The 19854-nt window shown below is 61.3% G+C and carries 19 protein-coding genes; 15 read left to right on the forward strand and 4 right to left on the reverse strand.

Going from position 1 to position 19854, the window contains the following annotated elements:
* Positions 1-65: 65 nt before the first annotated feature.
* Both AACY52_RS11005 and AACY52_RS11010 read right to left on the reverse strand, forming a co-directional pair.
* Positions 66-1799, reverse strand: coding sequence for a hypothetical protein (locus AACY52_RS11005; protein WP_339419773.1), 1734 nt, complete (start codon positions 1797-1799; stop codon positions 66-68).
* The gene (locus tag AACY52_RS11010) at positions 1796-3595 is read right to left on the reverse strand and encodes a tyrosinase family protein (RefSeq protein WP_339419774.1); all 1800 of its coding nucleotides are present in this window, start codon (positions 3593-3595) and stop codon (positions 1796-1798) included. The genes AACY52_RS11005 and AACY52_RS11010 overlap by 4 nt, the downstream gene beginning before the upstream one ends.
* A 158-nt stretch (positions 3596-3753) precedes the next feature.
* On the opposite strand from AACY52_RS11010, the gene AACY52_RS11015 reads away from it, so the two are divergent.
* The 15 genes from AACY52_RS11015 to AACY52_RS11085 all read left to right on the forward strand — a co-directional run bounded on the left by AACY52_RS11015 (position 3754) and on the right by AACY52_RS11085 (position 17270).
* On the forward strand, positions 3754-4221 hold the full coding sequence (locus tag AACY52_RS11015) for an Lrp/AsnC family transcriptional regulator (protein ID WP_339419775.1): 468 nt from the start codon (positions 3754-3756) through the stop codon (positions 4219-4221).
* Positions 4222-4550: 329 nt separating this feature from the next.
* Positions 4551-5144: a transposase gene (locus AACY52_RS11020; protein ID WP_339419777.1), complete on the forward strand. Its 594-nt coding sequence runs from the start codon at positions 4551-4553 to the stop codon at positions 5142-5144.
* Positions 5145-5203: 59 nt separating this feature from the next.
* Entirely contained in the window at positions 5204-6787 is a 1584-nt protein-coding gene (locus tag AACY52_RS11025; protein ID WP_339419779.1) for a ShlB/FhaC/HecB family hemolysin secretion/activation protein, read from the forward strand.
* 24 nt (positions 6788-6811) lie between these two features.
* The gene (locus tag AACY52_RS11030; RefSeq protein WP_339560486.1) at positions 6812-8611 is read left to right on the forward strand and encodes a DUF2341 domain-containing protein; all 1800 of its coding nucleotides are present in this window, start codon (positions 6812-6814) and stop codon (positions 8609-8611) included.
* A gap of 11 nt (positions 8612-8622) precedes the next feature.
* Positions 8623-9048 (forward strand): biopolymer transporter ExbD, encoded by a 426-nt coding sequence (locus tag AACY52_RS11035; protein ID WP_010211136.1) that lies wholly within the window; start codon positions 8623-8625, stop codon positions 9046-9048.
* Between the two features lie 3 nt (positions 9049-9051).
* Positions 9052-9753: an energy transducer TonB gene (locus AACY52_RS11040; protein ID WP_339419783.1), complete on the forward strand. Its 702-nt coding sequence runs from the start codon at positions 9052-9054 to the stop codon at positions 9751-9753.
* A gap of 43 nt (positions 9754-9796) precedes the next feature.
* Positions 9797-11497 carry a putative porin gene (locus tag AACY52_RS11045; protein WP_339560487.1) on the forward strand — a complete coding sequence of 567 codons (1701 nt, stop codon included), beginning with the start codon at positions 9797-9799 and terminating at the stop codon, positions 11495-11497.
* Positions 11498-11515: 18 nt separating this feature from the next.
* Positions 11516-12142, forward strand: a complete 627-nt coding sequence (locus tag AACY52_RS11050; protein WP_339419786.1) for a DNA repair protein — start codon at positions 11516-11518, stop codon at positions 12140-12142.
* A gap of 20 nt (positions 12143-12162) precedes the next feature.
* On the forward strand, positions 12163-12621 hold the full coding sequence (locus AACY52_RS11055) for a YbjN domain-containing protein (RefSeq protein ID WP_049708791.1): 459 nt from the start codon (positions 12163-12165) through the stop codon (positions 12619-12621).
* Positions 12618-13559, forward strand: coding sequence for a peptidylprolyl isomerase (locus AACY52_RS11060; RefSeq protein ID WP_339560488.1), 942 nt, complete (start codon positions 12618-12620; stop codon positions 13557-13559). The genes AACY52_RS11055 and AACY52_RS11060 overlap by 4 nt, the downstream gene beginning before the upstream one ends.
* A 51-nt stretch (positions 13560-13610) precedes the next feature.
* Positions 13611-14588 carry a LysR family transcriptional regulator gene (locus AACY52_RS11065; protein ID WP_339436523.1) on the forward strand — a complete coding sequence of 326 codons (978 nt, stop codon included), beginning with the start codon at positions 13611-13613 and terminating at the stop codon, positions 14586-14588.
* Between the two features lie 187 nt (positions 14589-14775).
* A complete protein-coding gene (acpP, locus tag AACY52_RS11070) occupies positions 14776-15012 on the forward strand; it encodes an acyl carrier protein (protein WP_339419794.1) in 237 nt (78 codons plus the stop codon).
* A gap of 171 nt (positions 15013-15183) precedes the next feature.
* Entirely contained in the window at positions 15184-15738 is a 555-nt protein-coding gene (locus AACY52_RS11075; RefSeq protein WP_339419795.1) for a histidine phosphatase family protein, read from the forward strand.
* 45 nt (positions 15739-15783) lie between these two features.
* Entirely contained in the window at positions 15784-16539 is a 756-nt protein-coding gene (gene cobF, locus AACY52_RS11080) for a precorrin-6A synthase (deacetylating) (RefSeq protein WP_339419796.1), read from the forward strand.
* Between the two features lie 11 nt (positions 16540-16550).
* Complete coding sequence (locus AACY52_RS11085) at positions 16551-17270, forward strand: dienelactone hydrolase family protein (protein ID WP_339419797.1); 720 nt, start codon at positions 16551-16553, stop codon at positions 17268-17270.
* A gap of 67 nt (positions 17271-17337) precedes the next feature.
* Here AACY52_RS11085 and AACY52_RS11090 read toward each other — a convergent pair whose 3' ends face one another.
* Together AACY52_RS11090 and AACY52_RS11095 are read right to left on the reverse strand one after the other, a co-directional pair.
* Positions 17338-17892: a hypothetical protein gene (locus tag AACY52_RS11090; RefSeq protein WP_339560489.1), complete on the reverse strand. Its 555-nt coding sequence runs from the start codon at positions 17890-17892 to the stop codon at positions 17338-17340.
* A 72-nt stretch (positions 17893-17964) separates the two neighbouring features.
* On the reverse strand, positions 17965-19773 hold the full coding sequence (locus AACY52_RS11095; RefSeq protein ID WP_339419800.1) for a monovalent cation:proton antiporter-2 (CPA2) family protein: 1809 nt from the start codon (positions 19771-19773) through the stop codon (positions 17965-17967).
* Between the last annotated feature and the right edge of the window lie 81 nt (positions 19774-19854).

A 19854-nucleotide genomic window follows, 5' to 3' on the forward strand; every position in this document is an offset into this window, starting at 1 on the left:
ATCGCATTCCTTGCTCAAGGCTTTTAGGGGCGCCGCCCACGCCAGGCATGGGCGGCAGGGACCAGTCAGGCGCCTGGCACCAGCGCAAGGCCGCTTTCCCATGGGTGTTGGGCCGCGCTGGGGTTGGCGGCTTCGCTGGGGTTCAGCGCCCGCACGCTGACCAGCCCCGGCGCAGCGTTGCCGCTGACGTTGACGGTCATGACGTAGCCTTGCGTGCCGCCACTGTCGGTCTGCCCGGGAATCGCCGAGGCATCCGGCAAGAACTGCGTGACCTGGGCGCTGATCCCCGGGTTGGAAAACTGCACCCGCGCATCCGCCACAGTGGTGTTCGGGTCTGCCCCTTGCACCACCAGCACGAACTGAGCTGAGCTGCCGGGTGCAAAACTGGCCGGCAAGTCGCTGGGTGACTGGCCGTAGAACAGGTCCAATGGCAGCAGCTGCACGGGCCAGGGTTGGGCATCGGTGTTATTGGCGGCCACGCAGTCGCATTCCTTGGGCGTGGCGGTCAACGGTGCTGGCGTCACGCTCAAGGCGACATTCAATTCGTTGGCAATCACCCACACGTAGTCGATCGGCGTGCCGTTGATGGTGATGTCATTGATCGAGAACCCCGCGCTGTGCGGCACCTCGAACACCGCCTGCAAGATCTGGTCGGAGTTGTTCGGGCCGGTGCCGGCAGTGCCACGGGTGACGCGCCAGTAGCTGCTCACATCCTGGCCTTGAGGGCCTTTCCAGGTGCTGAAGGATTTCGGCTGTTGCAGGTACAGGCCGATGGGATTGGTCAACGAGATCAGGTTTTTAACCGCGGCCTGGTTGGCGGAAAAGCCGATATGCGGGTCGGAGTTGCGATAGTTCTGCCCGTATTGAGCGCAACAGATCAGGTTCTGTTGGTTGCCGCTGCTTTGGATCGGCCGAAGGATGGTGGCCGCGGCCGCCAGGTAGATCTCGGCACTCAGGGTGTTGGGCCCGGAGGTCAGGTGCATCGCGCCGCCTGAGACGCCCGGTATACGCACGGTGCCGGCGTTCCATTTGTTGACGGTGTCATAGGCGGGCCGCCCGGTGGTTTCATCGATCACCGGGTCACCGGCATTGCCGGTCGGGCCGTTGGCGGTGTAGCGCAGGTACAGGTCTTCGAGTTTCACCTGCGGGTCGACGTACGCCTGGTACAGCCCCAGCACGGCATTTGGGTCGATGTTCCACATGGTCAGGAAGTAGGCCGGGTTCTCGCTGGTGAACATGATGCTGCGCATGTTGCCGTCGGGGTCGCGGGTGATGGACCACTCGCAATACTCATCCAGCCAGCCCCGTGGACCCGAGGGCGAAAAATCGGCATAGGGGCCGTGCCAGTTGATGGACTTGCACAACACTTTGGGGATCTGCAGTTGGGTTGCCGCCGGGTCCGGGTACAGCGAATAAAGCGTGTTGTTAAGGGTGATCTGGCCGTGATCGGTCAACTGCATCACCTGGTCCAGGGTCATGGCCGTGCCGCCCAGTTGCGGAACCACGGCGGCGCCATTGTTGTAGAAAAACGTCCACAGTCGATTGGGGAAGGGCTGCCAGGTAATGGTCAGCGGTGTCTGCGTGCCGTAGCCGCTTTCCAGCGGGTTGTAGTAGCCCGAACGCGGTGCGTCATTGAGGTTCGACCAGGGGTTGCCGATGACCGACATTTGGGTCCAGCCGGTGACGTTGTTGTTCCAATTGGTTTCGAAGGTCGACAGCTGGTCCTCCAGGCCCAGCTTGTTGTAGTCCTTGGGCGCTTGTTCGGCAGGGGAGGTGAATTGGGTGAAGGGCGTGCTCATGTGCGTTCTCCAGCAGGGGTAGTGGTGGAAGTGGAGCAGCAACCGGTTCCCGGAGCGGGGCCGGCGGAGGATTGGCGTGGGTCGTCCCACACCAGTTGGGCGATAAAGCCAGGCAGTGGCGTGTACGCTTCGGGCGTCAACACCTGGCCGCTATCGGGGTGGGTCACGATCAGCGATAACTGCGCCGCGTCAGTCGGGGCAAGGTTCAGCGCCTTGACGGCGCGCGCGGCATTCAGTGCGCGGGAGACGCCCTGGGTGATGCAGCGGCCCTTGTCGTCCACCAGGCCCATGCCGATGCGGCTGAAACGCCCGACGTAATGCGGGTTGTCGGCACTCGCGTGCTGCGCCGTGGCGTCGGGTTGATTGAGAAAGACGTCGATCAGGTACGTGTCGTGGGTGCAACGCACGTGGTCGAACACCACCCAGGGCCCGCTGCCGGCCGCTTGCGCCTGGCAACAGGCCGGAGCCGTCGCTTTGGCTGCGCCGAACTGCGGGGCCACCGGGGTGCCGTAGTCGTAGCCGATGTGCCGGCTGTCCTGCGCCATGTCTCCCAGCGTGGTGTAGCGCCAGGCATCGGCGCTGGTGAAGGTCACATCGTCGGCCTGGGCCCCGGCGAAGGGCTGCAGCAGACACTGAGTGGTGTACTGCGCCGCCGGATTGGCGCGAATCCAGACTTCGAGCATGCGGTCGATATTGGCGTGATACGAGCAGAACACCGGGTCAAAGGCGGTGTAGGCATTATCGGCCATGTCGCCACCGATCCAGCCGTGATAGTTGTCGTGGGGTTGCTCGTAGAGCCCGTCGAAGTTCAGCGCACGGTTGGGGTACAGGTTGTCGGGTTGCGGCGGATTGAAGGCGGTGATGTTGGCCCAGGGATAACCCGGCACACCTTGGGGCTGGCTGAAGGTGGTGAACGCGAGCGCATCGACCACTTGCTGCTGGAAGATCCGGCTCATGCCATACAGCTGGGTCCGCTCGGCGCGAAAAGCCTCGCCCTGGGTGTAGAACAACGGGTTGCGTTGCACGTACAGGCATTCCAAGCCCGCGACGGGTGCCGTGGCGCAGACCTTTGAACAACCATCCTTGGCCGCGGCATAGCGCAGCGGGTTACGTCGCACCTCGCTGGTGTGCGGGTGCACATAGGTTTCATCAAGGAATGCCTGGGGTAAGCCGGCTTGTGGGCTGCCGTCTACACTGGCGTCTGCGGCCATCCAGTCCCAATACGGGATCGCGCAGTCGATCAACGCTTCCAGGTACAGCAAGTAAGCGCGATGCCACAGGGCGAAGGCCTCTTGGTAATGCAGGCACCAGTTTGTGTGAATGTAGGCGTAACGCTGCCAGGGCGAGCCGCTGTCCGGGTCGCCGATGTGCATCAGGTCATCCAGCTTGGCGCGGTACAGGTTCAATTGCTCTGGGCTCAGGGCGCGGATGTCCTGGCGTACGCGTTTAACCGGGTGCGGCAACGCCGGAGGCGGGATGCGCTCGGCCAGGTCAAACGGCGAAATGCTGTTCAGCCGCCACCCCTGGTTGACCCATAGCCGGAAGGTTTCCAAGGCGTCGATCGGCCAGAATTGCTGCTGGTCGGTGGTCAGTGGCATGTTGCGTGAGGCGAGGTGCTGGTAGATGGTTTCCGACCAGGCCTTGACCGACGCCGGGTCTTCCAGGAATACGTCGTAGGCATTCATGCAGCCCACCCAGGTGGCCGCCACGGCGGCGCGTTGGGCGGCGGGCACCCAGTAGGGTGCGCTGAAAAGTCCTTGGATATCAGCGGTCCATGTCGGTTTCGCGACTATCATAAGATCCCTCTCATGCCGCCCTGAGGCCAGGTGTTGGCGGGGCTGCTAAGCTGAATCGATGTTAACTAGCCACTGCGCAGGATTTGTGCAAATTAGCCCGTCATTGCGACGGATTCATTGCATTTTTCAAGGATGATTTGGAACCGATGACAGACGCCATGGATTTGAAGATCCTGGGCAAGTTGCAACAGGATTGCGACCAGAGCCTGGAGTTGTTGAGTGACAGCGTGGGGCTGTCGTCCACCAGTTGTTACCGGCGGATTCGCCGCATGGAAAGCGTGGGGGTTATCAAGGCTAAAGTCGCCGTACTGGATGAGCGCAAGCTGGGGATCCATGTCACGGCGTTTTTCCTGATCAAGCTGGACAGGGACAGCAAGGATATTGACCGCAGGATGCAGCACATTCTCGCCAGTCGCCCGGAGATTCAGGATTGTTACTTGATGACCGGGGAGTTTGATTTTGTGATGGTGGCCAAGTTTCGGGATGCTACGGAGTACACGGAGTATATCTATCGGTTTCTGGAGACTTATCGGGATATTCCGATTCGCACTTATTCGTCGACGTTGGTGGTGCGCACGGTCAAGAAGTCTTATGAACTGCCTTTGCAGGGAGGGCTTGGTGGGTGAGTCCATAGCCGTTTCTGCGGTAATGGCGGCTTATGGCTCCGCTTTTACAGCGGGTCACTTTTGGAAACAAAGACCCAACAGTAGCCAAAAGGTCTTAGCCCCAGATCAAAAGCAAAAGCGTAAGGGCGCAACCCATATCAGCCGTTACTCAAATAACAGATATGTCCCCCACCAAGAATTGCCCCCCACCCAATCCAAAATGAAGCTTTCATGACAAAAGTTCGGTAGCTCCCGTCCCCCCCTGTCTCTCCTATGTAACGCGCTGGAGGCCGCCACAAGCTGCCTCCCCAGCCGTCAGCAAGACGCCAGGAGTGGGGCAAGTGGGAACTATGGAACGTTACTCGAAAGTAGGCATGCAGGAGCTCGATCAGCGCCTGTCGAAGATCGTTGAAGCCGCGCGCAAGAAGCCGGTTTCGGTGTACCGCTACGGTGCGCCGTGGGTGTGGATTGTCTCTCAGGACGACTGGCAGGGCGCGTTGAAGGAAGTGTCCAGCTACATCCCGGCGGGCCATTCCCTGGTGTTGCTGCGCCCGCAGATCGACGAAGTGCTCGACCAGCACCGTGAGTGGCTGGTGGCCGAATCCGCGATGTCGATCGCCCCGCACACCGTGCTGCAAGTCCTCTTGCTGCAACTGCTGTATTCGGTACCCAGCGAGCAGCAACTGCATGAACAGCTGAACTACAACCTGCTGTTTCGCTGGTTCGTCGGCCTGGACCTGAACCAAAAGGTCTGGAGCATTCATGTGCTCACCCGCGACATCGCCACGCTGCTGAATAACCCGCGTGCGGTGCAACTCATCCAGAAAATCATCGGTGACGTGTTTTGTGGCGCCTTGCTGCACATGCCGGAGTTCTCGCTGAACTTCGCGCTGTTGCACACCTGGCTGGCACGCCACGGTAACACCTCGATCACCAGCAATTGAGCAGGCCGCATGCCGGGCAATCGGTGGCGGCGCAAAAAATCAGAATGTCAGGGGGCGGTGTGGAGCATCTGTTCAAATTAACGCTGGCGCTGTGTTGCGTGACGCTGGGGAGCGTGACGCAAATCGCGTTGGCCGAGGAAGAGCAAGCGGCGCGCAAGGTCGACGTCAACGAGTACTTCGTGCGCGGCAACACGGTGCTCGATGCGGCGACGATCGAGGAGGCGGTGTACCCGTTCCTCGGTCCGCAAAAGACTTTGGGCGATATCGAAGGCGCCCGCGATGCGCTGCAGAAGATCTACCAGTCACGCGGCTATCAGTCGGTGTTTGTCGAGCTGCCGGAGCAGAAGGTCGATGACGGCATCGTTTACCTGCAAGTCAGCGAAACCAAGGTGGGACGCGTGCGTGTGGTCGGCGCCAAGCACTATTCGCCGGTGGAAATCCGCGAGCAGGTCCCAGCGCTGGAAGAGGGCGCGGTGCCAGACTTTGCCACGGTGCAAACCCAGTTGGCCGGCCTCAACCGCAGTGCCGGGCGCCAGGTCACGCCGCTGGTGCGCGAAGGCCAGCGCCCCGGCACCATGGATGTGGATTTGCAGGTGGAAGACCAGAACCCTTGGCACGCCAGCATTGGCCTTAACAACGACTACAGCGCCGACACCGAAAAGCTGCGCTCGGTGGCGACCCTCGGCTACGACAATCTGTGGCAACTGGGCCACAGCATCTCGCTGACCTATTTCACCGCGCCCCAGGACAGCGCCAATGCCAAGGTCTGGTCGGGCGCCTACAGCGCGCCGCTGGATGAGCGCTGGACCTTGCAGTTCTCGGGTTACCAGTCAGACAGCAACATCGCCACCCTCGGCGGTAGCAACGTATTGGGCAAGGGCCACTCCTACGGCGTGTCGGCCATTTACAACCTGCCGGCGGCGGGAAACTGGGCCAACTCGTTTTCGTTCGGCGTGGACTTCAAGGACTTCGACGAACAGCTCAAATTCGGCGCCAGCAGCGACCAGGTGCCGCTCAAGTACGCACCGTTCACCTTTGGCTACAACGGCTTTCGCTACACCGAGCAATCACAGTTGGGCTTGGGCCTGAACCTGGTGGTGGGCACCCGCGCGTTCTTCGGCTACGGCAGCGACGCCGAAGAATTCGAGTACAAACGCTACAAGGCCAGCGCCAGTTTTGCCGTGCTCAAGGGCGACCTGAATTACACCTACACCTTCGCCAACGATTGGCAGTCAGCCACCAAAAGTGGCTTCCAACTCGCCTCGGGGCCGCTGGTCTCCAACGAGCAGTATTCCGCCGGCGGCGCCACTTCGGTGCGCGGCTACCTGGCGGCGGAACGCACCGGGGATGAGGGTTACTTGCTCTCCCAAGAGTTGCGCACGCCGTCCCTGGCCAAGTTTCTCGGCAGTTATGTGCAGGAGTGGCGCTTTTACGCATTCGCCGAAGGCGCGCGCATGCGCCTGCACGACCCGCTGCCTGAGCAAGAAGACGAATACAGCCTGGCCAGTGTCGGCCTGGGCACCCGCGCCAGTTTGAGCAAATGGTTGTCCGGCAGCCTGGATTGGGGCTACCCGCTGCTCGATGGACCGAACACCCAGAAACAGGACTCGCGACTGCACTTCAGTGTGCAGGCGACTTTCTGACTTTTTCTTCCGGAGATTTCACCCATGCAACGCCTATTCCTGAGCCTGTTGATCTGCCTGGGCTTCGCGCTCCCGGCCACCGCCCATGCCTGGTGGCAGGACGATTGGCACTACCGCAAACAGATCTCGGTAGACACCACCGCCCAAGGCGCCGCGATTAGCCAGGCCTTGGGCCGAACCGCGCTGCTGGTGCGCCTGCACACGGGCAATTTCACCTTTGACGGGGTCAAGGAAGACGGTGCCGACCTGCGCTTTGTGAGTGCCGATGACAAGACCGTGTTCAACCACCAGATCGAAAGCTTCGACCCGTTGATGGGCATGGCGCTGATCTGGGTCGATGTGCCCAAGGTCGAAGGCGGCCAGCGCCAGGACCTGTGGATGTACTACGGCAATCAGAAAGCCGCGGCCTCCGCCAACGGCCAACTGACGTTTGACCCGAACTACACCGCGCTCTACCATTTTGATGGGGCCACTGCCACACCGCCCCGGGACACCACGGCCTACGCCAACACCGCACTGAACGCCACGGGCGTGAGCATCGACGGCGTGATCGGCCGCGCCTTACAGTTTGGCGGCCAGCCCTTGATGTTGCCGGCCAGCCCATCCTTGCAACATGCAGCCGGTGGCGCATTCACCTTCAGTGCCTGGCTGCGCCTGGACCAGGCGAGCGGTGAGCAAGTGGTGCTGGCCCGGCGCGACGGCTCCCACAACCTGCTGCTGGGCGTGAACCAAGGCATGCCGTTTGTGGAAATCGACGGCCAGCGCACCGTGTCGACCCAACCGCTGAACCCTGGCCAATGGCAGCACCTGGCGTTCACCGCCGAAGGTGAAAAGGTCTCGCTGTATGTGAATGGCCGCGAAACCGCGACCTTCGCTGTCGCCTTGCCAGCGTTCAATTCCCAACTGGCCATCGGTGCCGACCTGCCGGAAGCGGGCAGCACGCACCAGCCCTTCGCCGGCGCCATCGATGAGCTGCGCCTGTCCAAAGTGGCGCGCCCGGCCGCGCTGTTGCTGGCCGACGCCAGCGCCCAGGGCGCCGAGTCGAAGCTGGTGGCCTATGGCGTGGATGAAGAACAGTCCGGCTTTGGTTTCGGCAGCCTGGGCTTCCTGCTCAACGCGGTTCCCGTCGACGCCTGGGTAATCATCCTGGTGCTGGTAGGGATGATGTTCCAGTCGTGGGTCATCATGCTGCGCAAGAACCGTCAGGTCAGCCGGCTCAGCAGTGGCAACGAGATCTTCCGCGAGCATTTCGCGCAGATCGGCACCCGCCTGGAGATGTATGCCGACGACGCGCAATTGGCTGAGCGCCTGACCCATTCTTCGCTGTGGCGTCTGTACCTGGTGGCGGTCAAGGAAATCCGCACCCGCCGCGCCCAGGGTGCTGACACTTCTTCGGTCTCGGCCGCGACTATTGAAGCGATCCGCTGCTCCATGGACGGCGTGCGCACCCGCGAAAACCAGGCCCTCAGTTCCAAGCTTTCGACCCTGTCCAACGCCATCGCCGGCGGCCCGTACATCGGCCTGCTCGGGACGGTGCTGGGGATCATGGTGGTGTTCCTCGGCACCGCCATGGCCGGTGACGTGAACATCAATGCCATCGCGCCGGGTATGGCGGCGGCCTTGCTGGCCACGGCCATGGGCCTGTTTGTCGCGATCCCGGCGCTGTTTGGCTACAACCGCCTGATCACGCGTAACAAGGAAGTGAGTGCGGATATGCGCGTGTTTGTCGACGAGTTCATCACCCGCCTGGCGGAGATGCACGGCGAGAGCCAGCACAGTGAAGCCGCGCACCGCGCACCGCATCACGCACCGGTTCCGGCCTGAGGAGAGTTGCCATGGCTTCTGTAAATGCCTCCCACGACGATGACGATGATGCCGCCGTCGACAGCATCAATATCACGCCCCTGGTGGACGTGCTGATGGTGGTGCTGGTGATGTTTATCCTCACCGCCACCGCCCAGGTCTCGGGTATCCAGATTCACCTGCCCAAGGCCAGCGCCTCGGTGTCGTTGTCGGAGGCCAAGACCAAGGCGATCTCCGTGAACGACGGCGGCCAGGTGTTCCTTGACGCTTACCCGGTAACCCTCGGCGAGCTCGAAGAACGCCTGCGTATCGAGAAAGCGCTGAACCCCGATTTCCCAGTAATCGTGCGCGGCGATGCGATGGTGCAGTACCAGAAGGTGATCGAAGTGCTCGACTTGCTGCGCCGGCTGGAGCTGTCCCAGGTCGGGTTGGTCACCGGCAAACCGAGCCAGGGCTGAGCCATGACCGCACAGATCCCAATGGCGCCACTGCCCGTGAAAAAGAAGCCACCATTGCACCCGTTGAAGTGGGGCGCGGGCCTGTTGCTGGGCGCCGTGGCGGCCTGGTTTTTGTGGCAGTGGGCCAATGACATGAGTGGCGTGCGCCGCGAAGCGCCCAAGGTGCCGATGATTATCCCGTTGCCGCCGCAACCGCCACCGCCTCCAGAGAAACCCAAGGAGCCCGAGCCCCAGGTCGAAGAAAAAGTCCCGGAGCCGGTGCCCAGCCCCGAACCCGAAGACGTCAAGCCGGCAGAGGAAGCGCCGCCTTCGCCTAACGAAGACCTGGCCAACCCGATGCAGATCGATGGCGATGCACAGTCCGGCAATGACGGTTTCAACATTGGCGCCGGCAAAGGCGGCGGCATGGCCGGCAGCGGTGGTGGGTTGGGTACCGGCACGTACAAGCAGTACCTGGCCGGCACCTATCAACGGCTGATGCGCGAAGACCCGGAATTACGCAAGAAGGCTTTCTCGATACAGATAGACCTGTGGTTGGGCGTCGATGGCCAGGTCACTAAGGCGCAGGTGGCCAAGTCCAGCGGGGACGCCGAGACCGATGCCCAGATGCTTGCGCTGATACGTGCACCGCGTGCCACGCAGAAGCCGCCGGCGTCGCTGACGCTGCCCATGCGCCTGTCCCTCAAAGGCCGGCGCCCGGATTAATTGAATGCTTTTTTCAACGGTTTTTTACAGGAGTTGCGTACACATGATTTCCCCCGTGAATCGACTGACCCTGGCGGTCGGCATGGTCATCGCGACCCTGGTCGGCCAGGCGACTGCCGCCCCGGTCGCGCCCTCGGAAAACGTCACGATCAACCTGATCCGCCTGTTGGTGCAGCAAGGCGTGCTCAAGCAGGAAACCGCCAACGGCCTGATCGCCCAGGCGGAAAAAGAAGCCCAGCAGGCACGACAGGCCAATGCGGCACCGGTGGTTGCCGCAGGCCCGGTCGCAGCGCCCGGCGATGTGCGTGTGCAATATGTGCCGCAGGCGGTCAAGGATCAGATTCGTGACCAGGTCAAGGCCGAGGTCATGGCCACCGCCAAGCAGGAAAACTGGGCCCAGCCCAATACCTTCCCGGCCTGGATCTCGCGTATCACCTTTGACGGCGATATCCGCCTGCGGGATGAGTCGCGCTACTTCTCAGGCAACAACAGCAACGAAATCGTCGACTACGCCAAGCTCAATGACAGCGGCCCGTACGACACCAACAAAGACACCAACACCAAGCTGCCACCGCTGCTCAACACCACCAAGGACCGCGAAAACCTTTTCCGCCTGCGCGCGCGCCTGGGCATGAAAGCGGTGCTGTCGCCGGAATGGACCGCCGGCATCCGCATCGGCACCGGCTCCGACAACAACCCGGTGTCCACCACCCAGACCTTGGGCGGCGGCTTTGGCAAGAAGGACATCTGGCTCGACCAGGGCTATCTCAGCTGGAAAGCCACCCAGGACGTGACCCTCACCGCAGGCCGGTTCGCTAACCCGTTCTATTCCACTGACATGATGTATTCGGGTGACCTGAACTTCGACGGTATTGCCGCCAATTTCAACCATGCCCTGAACAACGAGTGGGGCCTGTTCGGCACCCTTGGCGCGTTCCCGGTGGAGTACACCTCCGACTCGGCCAGCAGCAACGGCTTCGACAAAGAAGACAGCGAGACCAAGTGGCTGTTTGGCGGACAGATCGGCGCCAACTGGAAGATCAACCGCGAAAACAGCATCAAAGGCGCGATGGCGTACTACCACTTTGACGATATCGAAGGCCAACGCTCCGGCGCGTGTGAGCCGTGGGCCGGGCAGCCCGCCTGCGACAGCGACGGCTCGCGCCTGGCCTTTATGCAAAAGGGCAACAGCGTGTTCCTGCTGCGTGATATCACCCCGAACCCGGCCACGCCTGGCTTGACCCCGCAACCGCAGTTTGTCGGCCTGGCGTCCAAGTTCGACGTGCTTGACCTGAACCTGGCGTGGGATGCCGAACTGCCGAGCGACTTCAAACTGCGTACCCAGGGCAACTTCATCCACAACCTGGCCTACGACAAGGGCGAGATGCTCAAGCGCAGCGAAGGCGAGATCGTCAACAACATCAACAGCAAGGGCCAGTTTGAGAGTGGCGGCAACGCCTTGATGGTGCAGATGACCCTCGGCAGCGCGCTGGAGATGCGCAAACGCGGCGACTGGAACGTGCTGGCTGGCTACAAATACATCCAGCCCGACGCCTTGCCCGACGGCTTCAACGATTCCTCGTTCCACCTGGGCGGCACCAACGCCAAGGGGTACTTCATCGGCGCCAACTACGGCATCGAAAAGAACCTCTACGCCAGTGCGCGTTGGTTGAGCGCATCAGAAGTGTATGGCGCGCCGTTTGAAGTCGATGTGATGCAACTGGAACTCAACACGCGCTTTTGATGCGCAGGGAGATGCCACATGAACACGCGAATCTGCGGGCTGCTCTTGGTGTTTGTTGCCACGGCGGCCTCGGCTGAAGGCATGGAGGAGCGCTTGCGTACGCAATTGCGCAGCACCACCCAGCAATTGCAGGCGCTGCAAAGCGAACAGGCCCAGGCCAGTGCGGCGCGCATCGCCGCTGAAACCCAGGCCAAGCAGGCCCAGGTGCAAATCAAACAACTGACCGCTGAGCTGGAGAAGACCCGTAGCGTGGCCGAGCAAATGGCCGGCCAGCAACAGAGCCTGCACAGTCAGGCGCAAGCCCAGGTCGCGGCGAGCAATGAGCAGATCGGCAAGTTCAAGAAGGCTTATGACGAACTGCTGGTGCTCGCCAAGGGTAAAGAAGCCGAGCGCGCTCGCTTGCAGGCACAGCTGAGCGAACGTGACACACACGTGCAGCAATGTTCAGTCAAGAATCAACAGATGTACGGCGTGGCCCAGCAACTGCTCGCGGCCTACGAAAAAATCGACGTGGCCGAGGTGATGAGTATTCGCCAGCCGTTCGCCAGCAGTGCGCGGGTCAAGTTCGAGGAACTGGCCCAGGGCTTTGGCGACGATTTGTACAAGAGCCGTTTCGACGCGCCCCAGGCAACTGCCAATCATTGATAGACAGATCAGAGATCACCATGAGCGAATTGATCACCAGCGTCACCACCCAGAGCCTCACCGAGCTGCTGCAGGAAGCGGGCTACCGGGTCAATCAGACCGAACAGAACGGTATCGTGCAATTGCTCAGCGCCAGCCAGGGCATCGGCTTTGCCGTGCGCTTTGGCAACCCGGCGGCAGAGCAGGGCAACTATGTGGATTTCACCTACAGCTGCGCGCTGCGTATCCAGGGCGAGTTGCCTGAAGGCCTGGCCCAGGTATGGAACGCATCGCGGCGCTTTGCGCGGTTGTCGGTGCAGGGCGAATTCCTGCTGATGGAAATGGACGTGGTGGTGGCCGGCGTGGGCGCCACGCACCTGCGCAGCCAGCTGGAACTGTGGGATCGCCTGTTGCAGGAGTTTATCGTCTACCTGCGTGAATACAGCCAGCAGGCGGCGCAGTTGCAGGCCCAGGCCGACGTCGAGGCGCCCGTATTGTGAAAAAGCCAACCTTGATGGTCGGCGCGGGTGCGCTGGCCTTGCTGGTGGTGGCGGTGGGTTTGAGCGTGCGACCGGGCAGCGACCCGGTGGCGGCTCAGCAACCGGCACCGGTGCTCAACCTTGCGCCGAGTGGGCCAGCGGTGGCACGCCTGGGTAATCAGCAGATCGACCTCACGGAACTGAAAAGCGTGCTTGCCAGCCTGCCGGCCGAGTCACGCGAGCAATTGCGCGGTAACCGAGGTGCATTGGAGACCTGGATCCGTTCACGTCTGGCACAAAAGGCGGTGCTCGAACAGGCCGACGCGCAAGGCTGGCGCCAGCGCCCGGAAGTGGAACAGCAAACGCGAGCCGCCACTGAGCAAATCGTGTTTCGCGACTACATGCTCTCGGTCAGCCAGGTGCCAGCCGACTACCCCAGCGCGGCTGAATTGCAACAGGCCTACGACAGCGGCAAGTCGCAATGGATGACGCCGCCGTTGTATCGGGTGAGCCAGATTTTTCTCGCGGCGAATGACCCGCAAAGCCTCGACACAGTACGCCGCCAGGCCCAGGAACTGAGCCGCCGCGTCCAGGCGTCACCGGGTGATTTCGCCGCCCTGGCCACGCAGTTTTCCCAGGACACCGACTCCGCCACGCGAGGTGGAGACTCGGGGATGCAGCCTTTGCAGCAACTGGTGCCCGAAGTGCGCAGTGCGGTGTCGCGCCTCAAGGTCGGCGCCGTGTCGGATGTGGTGCAGAGTACGGCAGGGTTCCATGTGCTCAAGCTCACCGGCCAGCAACCGGCGCGCACGGCGACCCTGGACGAACTGCGCGAACGCCTGACCCAGGCCCTGCGCGCCCAGCGCCAGGAGCAGATCGCCAAGGCTTACCTCGAGGGCATGCTCAACACCGCCACCCTGAGTATCGACGGTGCAGAGCTGAACAAGGTGCTGGAGTAACGCGTTTCAACCCGCATTGGATGCACAGACAGACAAGACAGGGAGTCTCCCATGGCATTTCTAGAACCGTCTGGCCTTCAGGGGCCGTCCGCTTATCGCGCACCGGGCGAGGGGCGCAGCACCAGGCTGGCCCTGGCCGGAGAGATTGACCCGGAGGTGGCGCGCTACTTTCTGGTGAGTGCGCGCTGCGGCTGTTTCATGCAGGCGGCGCGCAGTTTGAATATCAAGGCGACGCTGTTGCGCAAGCGCTTGGCGCAGTTGGAAGAACATCTGCGCCATTCGCTGTTCACCTATCAGGGCAATGGCTTGGTACTTAGCCGCGATGGTCAGCAGTTGCAGGCTCAGTTAATCGCCCTGGCCCATGAGCGGCGCCTGCCGGTCACGGAGCAACCGCTGATTCGGCTGGCGGTGGCTGAGCCGATCCTGCACGATATCCTTGGGCGCGACCTGATTGCCTTGCTGCGACGCAATGCCAGCGTGCGCCTGGAGATCATCTCCATCGACAGCCCGTTGTCGCTGCAAGCGGTGGAGGTGGACGTGGTGCTGTGGTTGTCGGACGCCGATGCCCCGGTGCCCGGCCCGAGCTTTGTCACCGAGCCGCCGCGAGCCCTGGCGCGGCTGCAATATTTGCCGCATATCGCCAAGCGTTATTCACGGCTCACGACACGGCCGGACAGTGTGGAAGACCTGGATGACTACATGCTGGTGCAGTGGCAGCCTGATGCGCAGGTTGGCGCGTTGCAGCCGTGGAACCGGGTGGTGGAGCAGCGTTTGGCGGCGGTGGTGCAAGTGCATGCTTATTCGCTGATGCTGGAGATGATTCGTTGTGGCGCCTGTATTGGGTTGCTGCCGCACTACATGAGCAGTGTTGACCGTGGGCTTGTGGCGTTGCCGGGGTTGTTGGCCGAGAGCATGCAGCGCCAGGTGTGGCTGGCAGTGAATGCGCAGGAGGGGGATGCGCAGGCGGTGCGGATGATTGTGGAGTTGATCGTCAGCACCTTCGAAGGCCGCCGTGAGTGGTTTGATTGACCAGGAATATACAACGTAGGTCCATTGTTCGTTATTGATAGTTAGATCTTATTTCGAATGGGTATAGGTGACCTGTTAGTTGTGACAGTCTGCGGCGGGTGGAGAACGGTTAGGGTTATGTTGAGACGGGTATGAATCGCCAGTCGGTATCAGTTGCGCATGCGCTATCAGTGTTTGGGAGGTTGTGATGAGTGATATAGAGAGCCGTGTAAAGATGGTTTTAAGTCAGCAGTTGGGTTTGGATATGAAAGGTATTCGAAATGAACAAGAGTTCCTTAGAGATCTTGGCGCTGACTCTTTGGACTTTCCACAGTGGGTTATCGCGCTGGAGGCGGAGTTCAGTATTGAAATTTCAGATGAGGAGGCTTATGAAATAATCAGTGTCCAGCACGCAATCGATGTGGTTAAACGTCAAATCGGTTAATTGGCTTTCTGAATCGGGGATTTGCCTCCATGGCAGGCAGCTCCCACAGTTGGGCGGTGTGAACCTGGTCCAGCGTGTGAATCCATTCCCCTGTGGGAACAGGCACAAGACGTTGCACGCCGTGGATAACTGCGCCAGTCTTATTGGCCTTCATTCGTCAGAGCGAATTGCGTGCAAGCCACCCGTTTGACCCTCATCTGCCATGCCGCCACGCCTCTGCAAAAGCGCGGGCGTTTTCCGGACGACGAGGCGGTGGCGATGGATTGGCAGGGGGCGGCACTTTCCCTCGCCGGGCGTTATAAGGAACCCCGGCGTTTGTTGTGCGGGCCGGAAATACGCGCACGGCAGACAGCCGGCTTGTTCGGCGGTGACGCAGGAGTCGAAGACGCCCTGCGTGACGCTGATTTCGGCCAGTGGAAAGGCCAGGCCATCAGCCAACTGAATGGCGATCAGTTAAACACCTGGCTCACTGACAGCGCGTGCGCACCCCATGGCGGCGAGTCAGTGGAGGACGTTTGCACGCGTGTCGCGCAGTGGATGAAATCCCTCGAAACCCAACCCGGCCATATCGTCGCCATCACCCACCCCTTCGTGATCCGCGCCGCAATGCTGTACGTCATGCAGTTTCCGCTCTCGATGTTCTACCGTATCGACGTCGAGCCGCTGTCCACCACGGAGCTGCGCTTCAATACGGTCTGGCGCCTGCGCCTGGAAACTCACGCCTAGACGCCTGAACATGGCAAAATCCACGCCCCGCACTGAGAGCTACCCATGAAACGCATCCTGATCATCGGCATTGGCGCCGGCAACCCTGACTACATCACGATGCAGGCCGTGAAGGCGCTCAACCGCACCGACGTGTTTTTCCTGATGGACAAGGGCCAGAGCAAAGACAAGTTGATCGACCTGCGTCGCGAGATCTGCGAGACCTACATCACCGAGCCTGGCTACCGCTTCGTCGAGGCCGATTGCCCCGAGCGTGTGCGCGGCGATATCGACTACACCACCGCCGTGCAGGACCTCAACCGCGACAAGCAGCAGACTTTCGAGCGCATGATCAATGAGGAAATGGCCGACGGTGAAGTGGGCGCTTTCCTGGCGTGGGGCGATCCTGCGCTGTACGACAGCACCCTCCGCATTCTGCAGGCGATTTTGGCCAGTGGTCGCTGCACCTTCGCGTTCGAAGTCATCCCCGGTATCACCAGCGTGCAGGCCCTGGCCGCCCAGCACAAGGTGCCGTTGAACCGCATCGGCAAGTCCGTTGAGATCACCACCGGGCGCCGTCTGGCGGCGGGGCAGGCGAGTGATGCCGACACCCTGGTGGTCATGCTTGACGCCGAAGATTCCTACCGCAGCGTTGCCGATCAGGATCTGGACATCTATTGGGGCGCCTACCTCGGCACGCCGGACGAGATCCTGATCAGCGGCAAGGTGAGTGAGGTGGCCGAAGAAATCCAACGGGTGCGCAAGGCCGCGCGCCTTGAAAATGGCTGGATCATGGACACTTATTTGCTACGCAAACCCTGAGGTAACGTCCCATGCTTAAACTGTTTGCCCTGGCGCTGACCCTGCTAGCCGGTGCCGCTCATGCCGACGATACGCTGCACACCGACTTGCCGTTGTCGTACCTGGAACAGACCCAGGGTGATGCGCGCAACCAGCCGCTGGTGATTTTCCTGCACGGCTTTGGCAGTAACGAGGAAGACCTGTTTGGCATCAAGGACGCGCTGCCATCCACGTGGACCTACTTGTCGGTTCGGGCGCCCATGCCGGTCGGCCCGAATGGATTTCGCTGGTTTACCAAGACGCCCGGTGACGGCGATTACGATGGTGTAACGGCCGATCTTCAGCGCAGTGCGGGGCTGATCAAGGACTTCGTCGGCAAAGCCACTGCCAAGTACCACACCCAGAGTGATCGCGTGTTCCTGATTGGTTTCAGCCAGGGCGCGATCATGTCGTATGAGGTGGCGTTGCGTGACCCGCAGCTGGTGCGAGGGATTGCGGCGTTGAGTGGCAGCGTGTTGCCGGTGCTCAAAGCTGAGCTGAAACCGGATGAGTCATTGGGCAAGCTGGCGATCTTTATCGGCCACGGCACCTTGGACCAGGCGCTGCCGTATGCCTCGGCGACCCGGGCGAATGAGGTGTTGACGGGGCTCGGGTTGAAGCCGGAGTTTCATGGGTATCCGGGGATGAACCACACTGTCAGCGAGTCGGAAGTGCAGGACTTGAAGGTTTGGCTGGAAAAAAGCCTGAGGTAAACGCGGTTAAAAAATGTGGGAGGCTTGCCTGCTCCCACATTGGTGTTGTGTTGATTGGGAGATCGGGTTACTTACCGCCTGTAATCTGCTTCACCAGCGCCGCATGCCCCTTGGCATCATCCGCCCGCGAAATCGCCTGGATCACCAGCAAATGATTTCCCGAGCCACCGAGGAATGTGGATTGCAGCGTCTTGCCACCACCCTGGGTCGCGGTGCTGTCCACTTGGCGCAGGCCCAGGCCCTTGACGTTCAGCTTCTTCTCGCTCTGCTTCTTGAAGTCAGGCAGTGCTGCGCTCTGGTCCTTGACGAATCCGGCCACGGCGCCATCGAGGAACTGCGCGTCGTTATCCCCAATGGTTACCCCGTCTGCACGCACCGTTTCGGCGACGATCACCACACTTTTCGTGGTCTGGTTGGCGTACATCGTGCCTTGGGTGTCGTCGGTTCCATCATCCGCCTTGCCAGCCGGCAAGGTGTCGGCGGTATAGGCCCTGGGCAGCTTGAAGGTGAACTTCCCGCCCAGGGTGGAGATGGTCTGTGTGGTCGGCTTGGCGGCGGCGAAGACACTGCCGGCAGAAAGCGCGAGGACCAGCAGGGCGACGGTCTTGGTGAAAGTGGCCATGAAGCGCTCCAGGGATGAACGAAATTGCGGCATATTCTGTCAGAATTTTCGCAAGATCGTTCACCGATAGCCTCACGCCTTGTCGGACTCTTCCTCAAGTCGATCCATCTCAAACAGGCGCGCCAATTCCGCCCGCGCTTCCTGGGCCGTTTGCATCACCTTGGCAGCGTCGTCGTACACCGCGTGTTGCGCGGCCAGCACTTGCAGGTCGTGGTTCTTGAAGCGTGTGATGCGCGCATCGGCCTGAGCCTGGCTCAAGCCCAGGCCGACCAGGGTGCGACGGCTCATTTCCAGGCTGGAGTAGAACGTCTCACGAATCGGTGAGGCGTCCAGGTCCACCAGGCGGTGTACGTGCTGGCGGTTACGCGCACGGGCGATGATCTTCATGTGCGGGTAGAGGTTGCGCACCTGTTCGGCAGTCTTGATGTTGATCTCCGGGTCATCCATGGCGATCACAAAGAATTCCGCCTGGTCGACCTTGGCCGCATGCAGGATCTCCGGGCGTTGCGGGTCACCGTAGAACACCGGCATGCCACCGAAGCTGCGGGTCAGTTCGATGGTCTCTACCGAGGTGTCCAGGGCGATAAACGAGATATTCTGCGCGCGCAGGATCCGCGCGACGATCTGGCCCATGCGGCCCATGCCGGCAATGACCACGCGCGGTGCGTCGCTTTCAATGGCGCTGTATTCCTCGGGCACTTCCACCGGCTTGACCTTGGGCTTGAACAGCTTCGGGCACACCAGCAACAGCAGCGGCGTTACGGCCATGGAGAGGGTGATGGTCAGCACCAGCACATCATAGAGATGAGGTTCGAACAGGCCTTGGTCGCGACCGATCTTGAACACGACAAAAGCAAATTCACCCCCGGCCGCCAGCACCACGCCCAGGCGCAGGGCGCTTTCGCGGTTGAGGTCGCCCACCAGCCGGCCGACGGCGTACAGCAGCGGCAGTTTCAAGCCGATCAGCAGCAACGTCAGCCCGATCACCACCCATGGCGAGCTGAGTAGCAGGCTGAGGTTTGCGCCCATGCCCACGCTGATGAAGAACAGGCCCAGCAGCAGGCCCTTGAACGGTTCGATCTGGGATTCCAGTTCGTGGCGGTACTCCGAATCCGCCAGCAGCAAACCAGCGAGAAAGGCGCCCAGGGCCATGGACACGCCCACCAGTTCCATCAACCAGGCTGTACCGATCACCACCAGCAACGCCGTCGCGGTGGACACTTCGCGCAGGCCGGTCTTGGCGACGATGCGAAACACCGGCCGCAGCAGGTAGCGACCGCCGATGATTACCACGGCGATGCTGCCGAGGATCTGCAAGACATGCTGCAGGCCCTGGGCTTCCGTGGTGGGGTGATCGCTGCCGGCCAGCAGCGGCACCATGGCGATCAGCGGGATCGCAGCGATGTCCTGGAACAACAGAATGGCAAACGCCAGGCGACCGTGTGGTTGGTTCAGCTCCTTGCGCTCGGCAAGGCTTTGCAGACCGAACGCGGTGGACGAGAGCGCCAGGCCCAGGCCGAGTACGATGGCGCTGTTCCACGACTGGCCAAACAGCCACAAGGCCACCACGCCCATCACCAGACCGGTGAGTATCACCTGGGCCAGGCCAACGCCAAACACCGCCTTGCGCATCACCCATAAACGCTTGGGTGACAGTTCCAGCCCGATAATGAACAGCAGCAACACCACGCCCAGTTCAGAGAATTGCGCGACGCTTTGCGGGTTGCCGATCAGGCCGAGCACCGACGGGCCAATGATCACGCCGGCAAACAGATAGCCCAGCACCGCGCCCAGTTGCAGGCGTTTGGCCAGGGGCACGGTCAGCACGGCGGCGAGCAGGAACACCACGGCTGCTTGTAACAGGTTGCCTTCATGGGGCATTGCGAACTCCAGGATCTTTAAAGCCAATCAATAGACGGTTATTAGAGCGCTTTTTACATGTCGAAAATTGTGTTTTTGCAG

The organism is Pseudomonas sp. EA_65y_Pfl1_P113 (genome assembly GCF_963970525.1).
In the GTDB taxonomy this organism is placed as follows: domain Bacteria; phylum Pseudomonadota; class Gammaproteobacteria; order Pseudomonadales; family Pseudomonadaceae; genus Aquipseudomonas; species Aquipseudomonas tritici.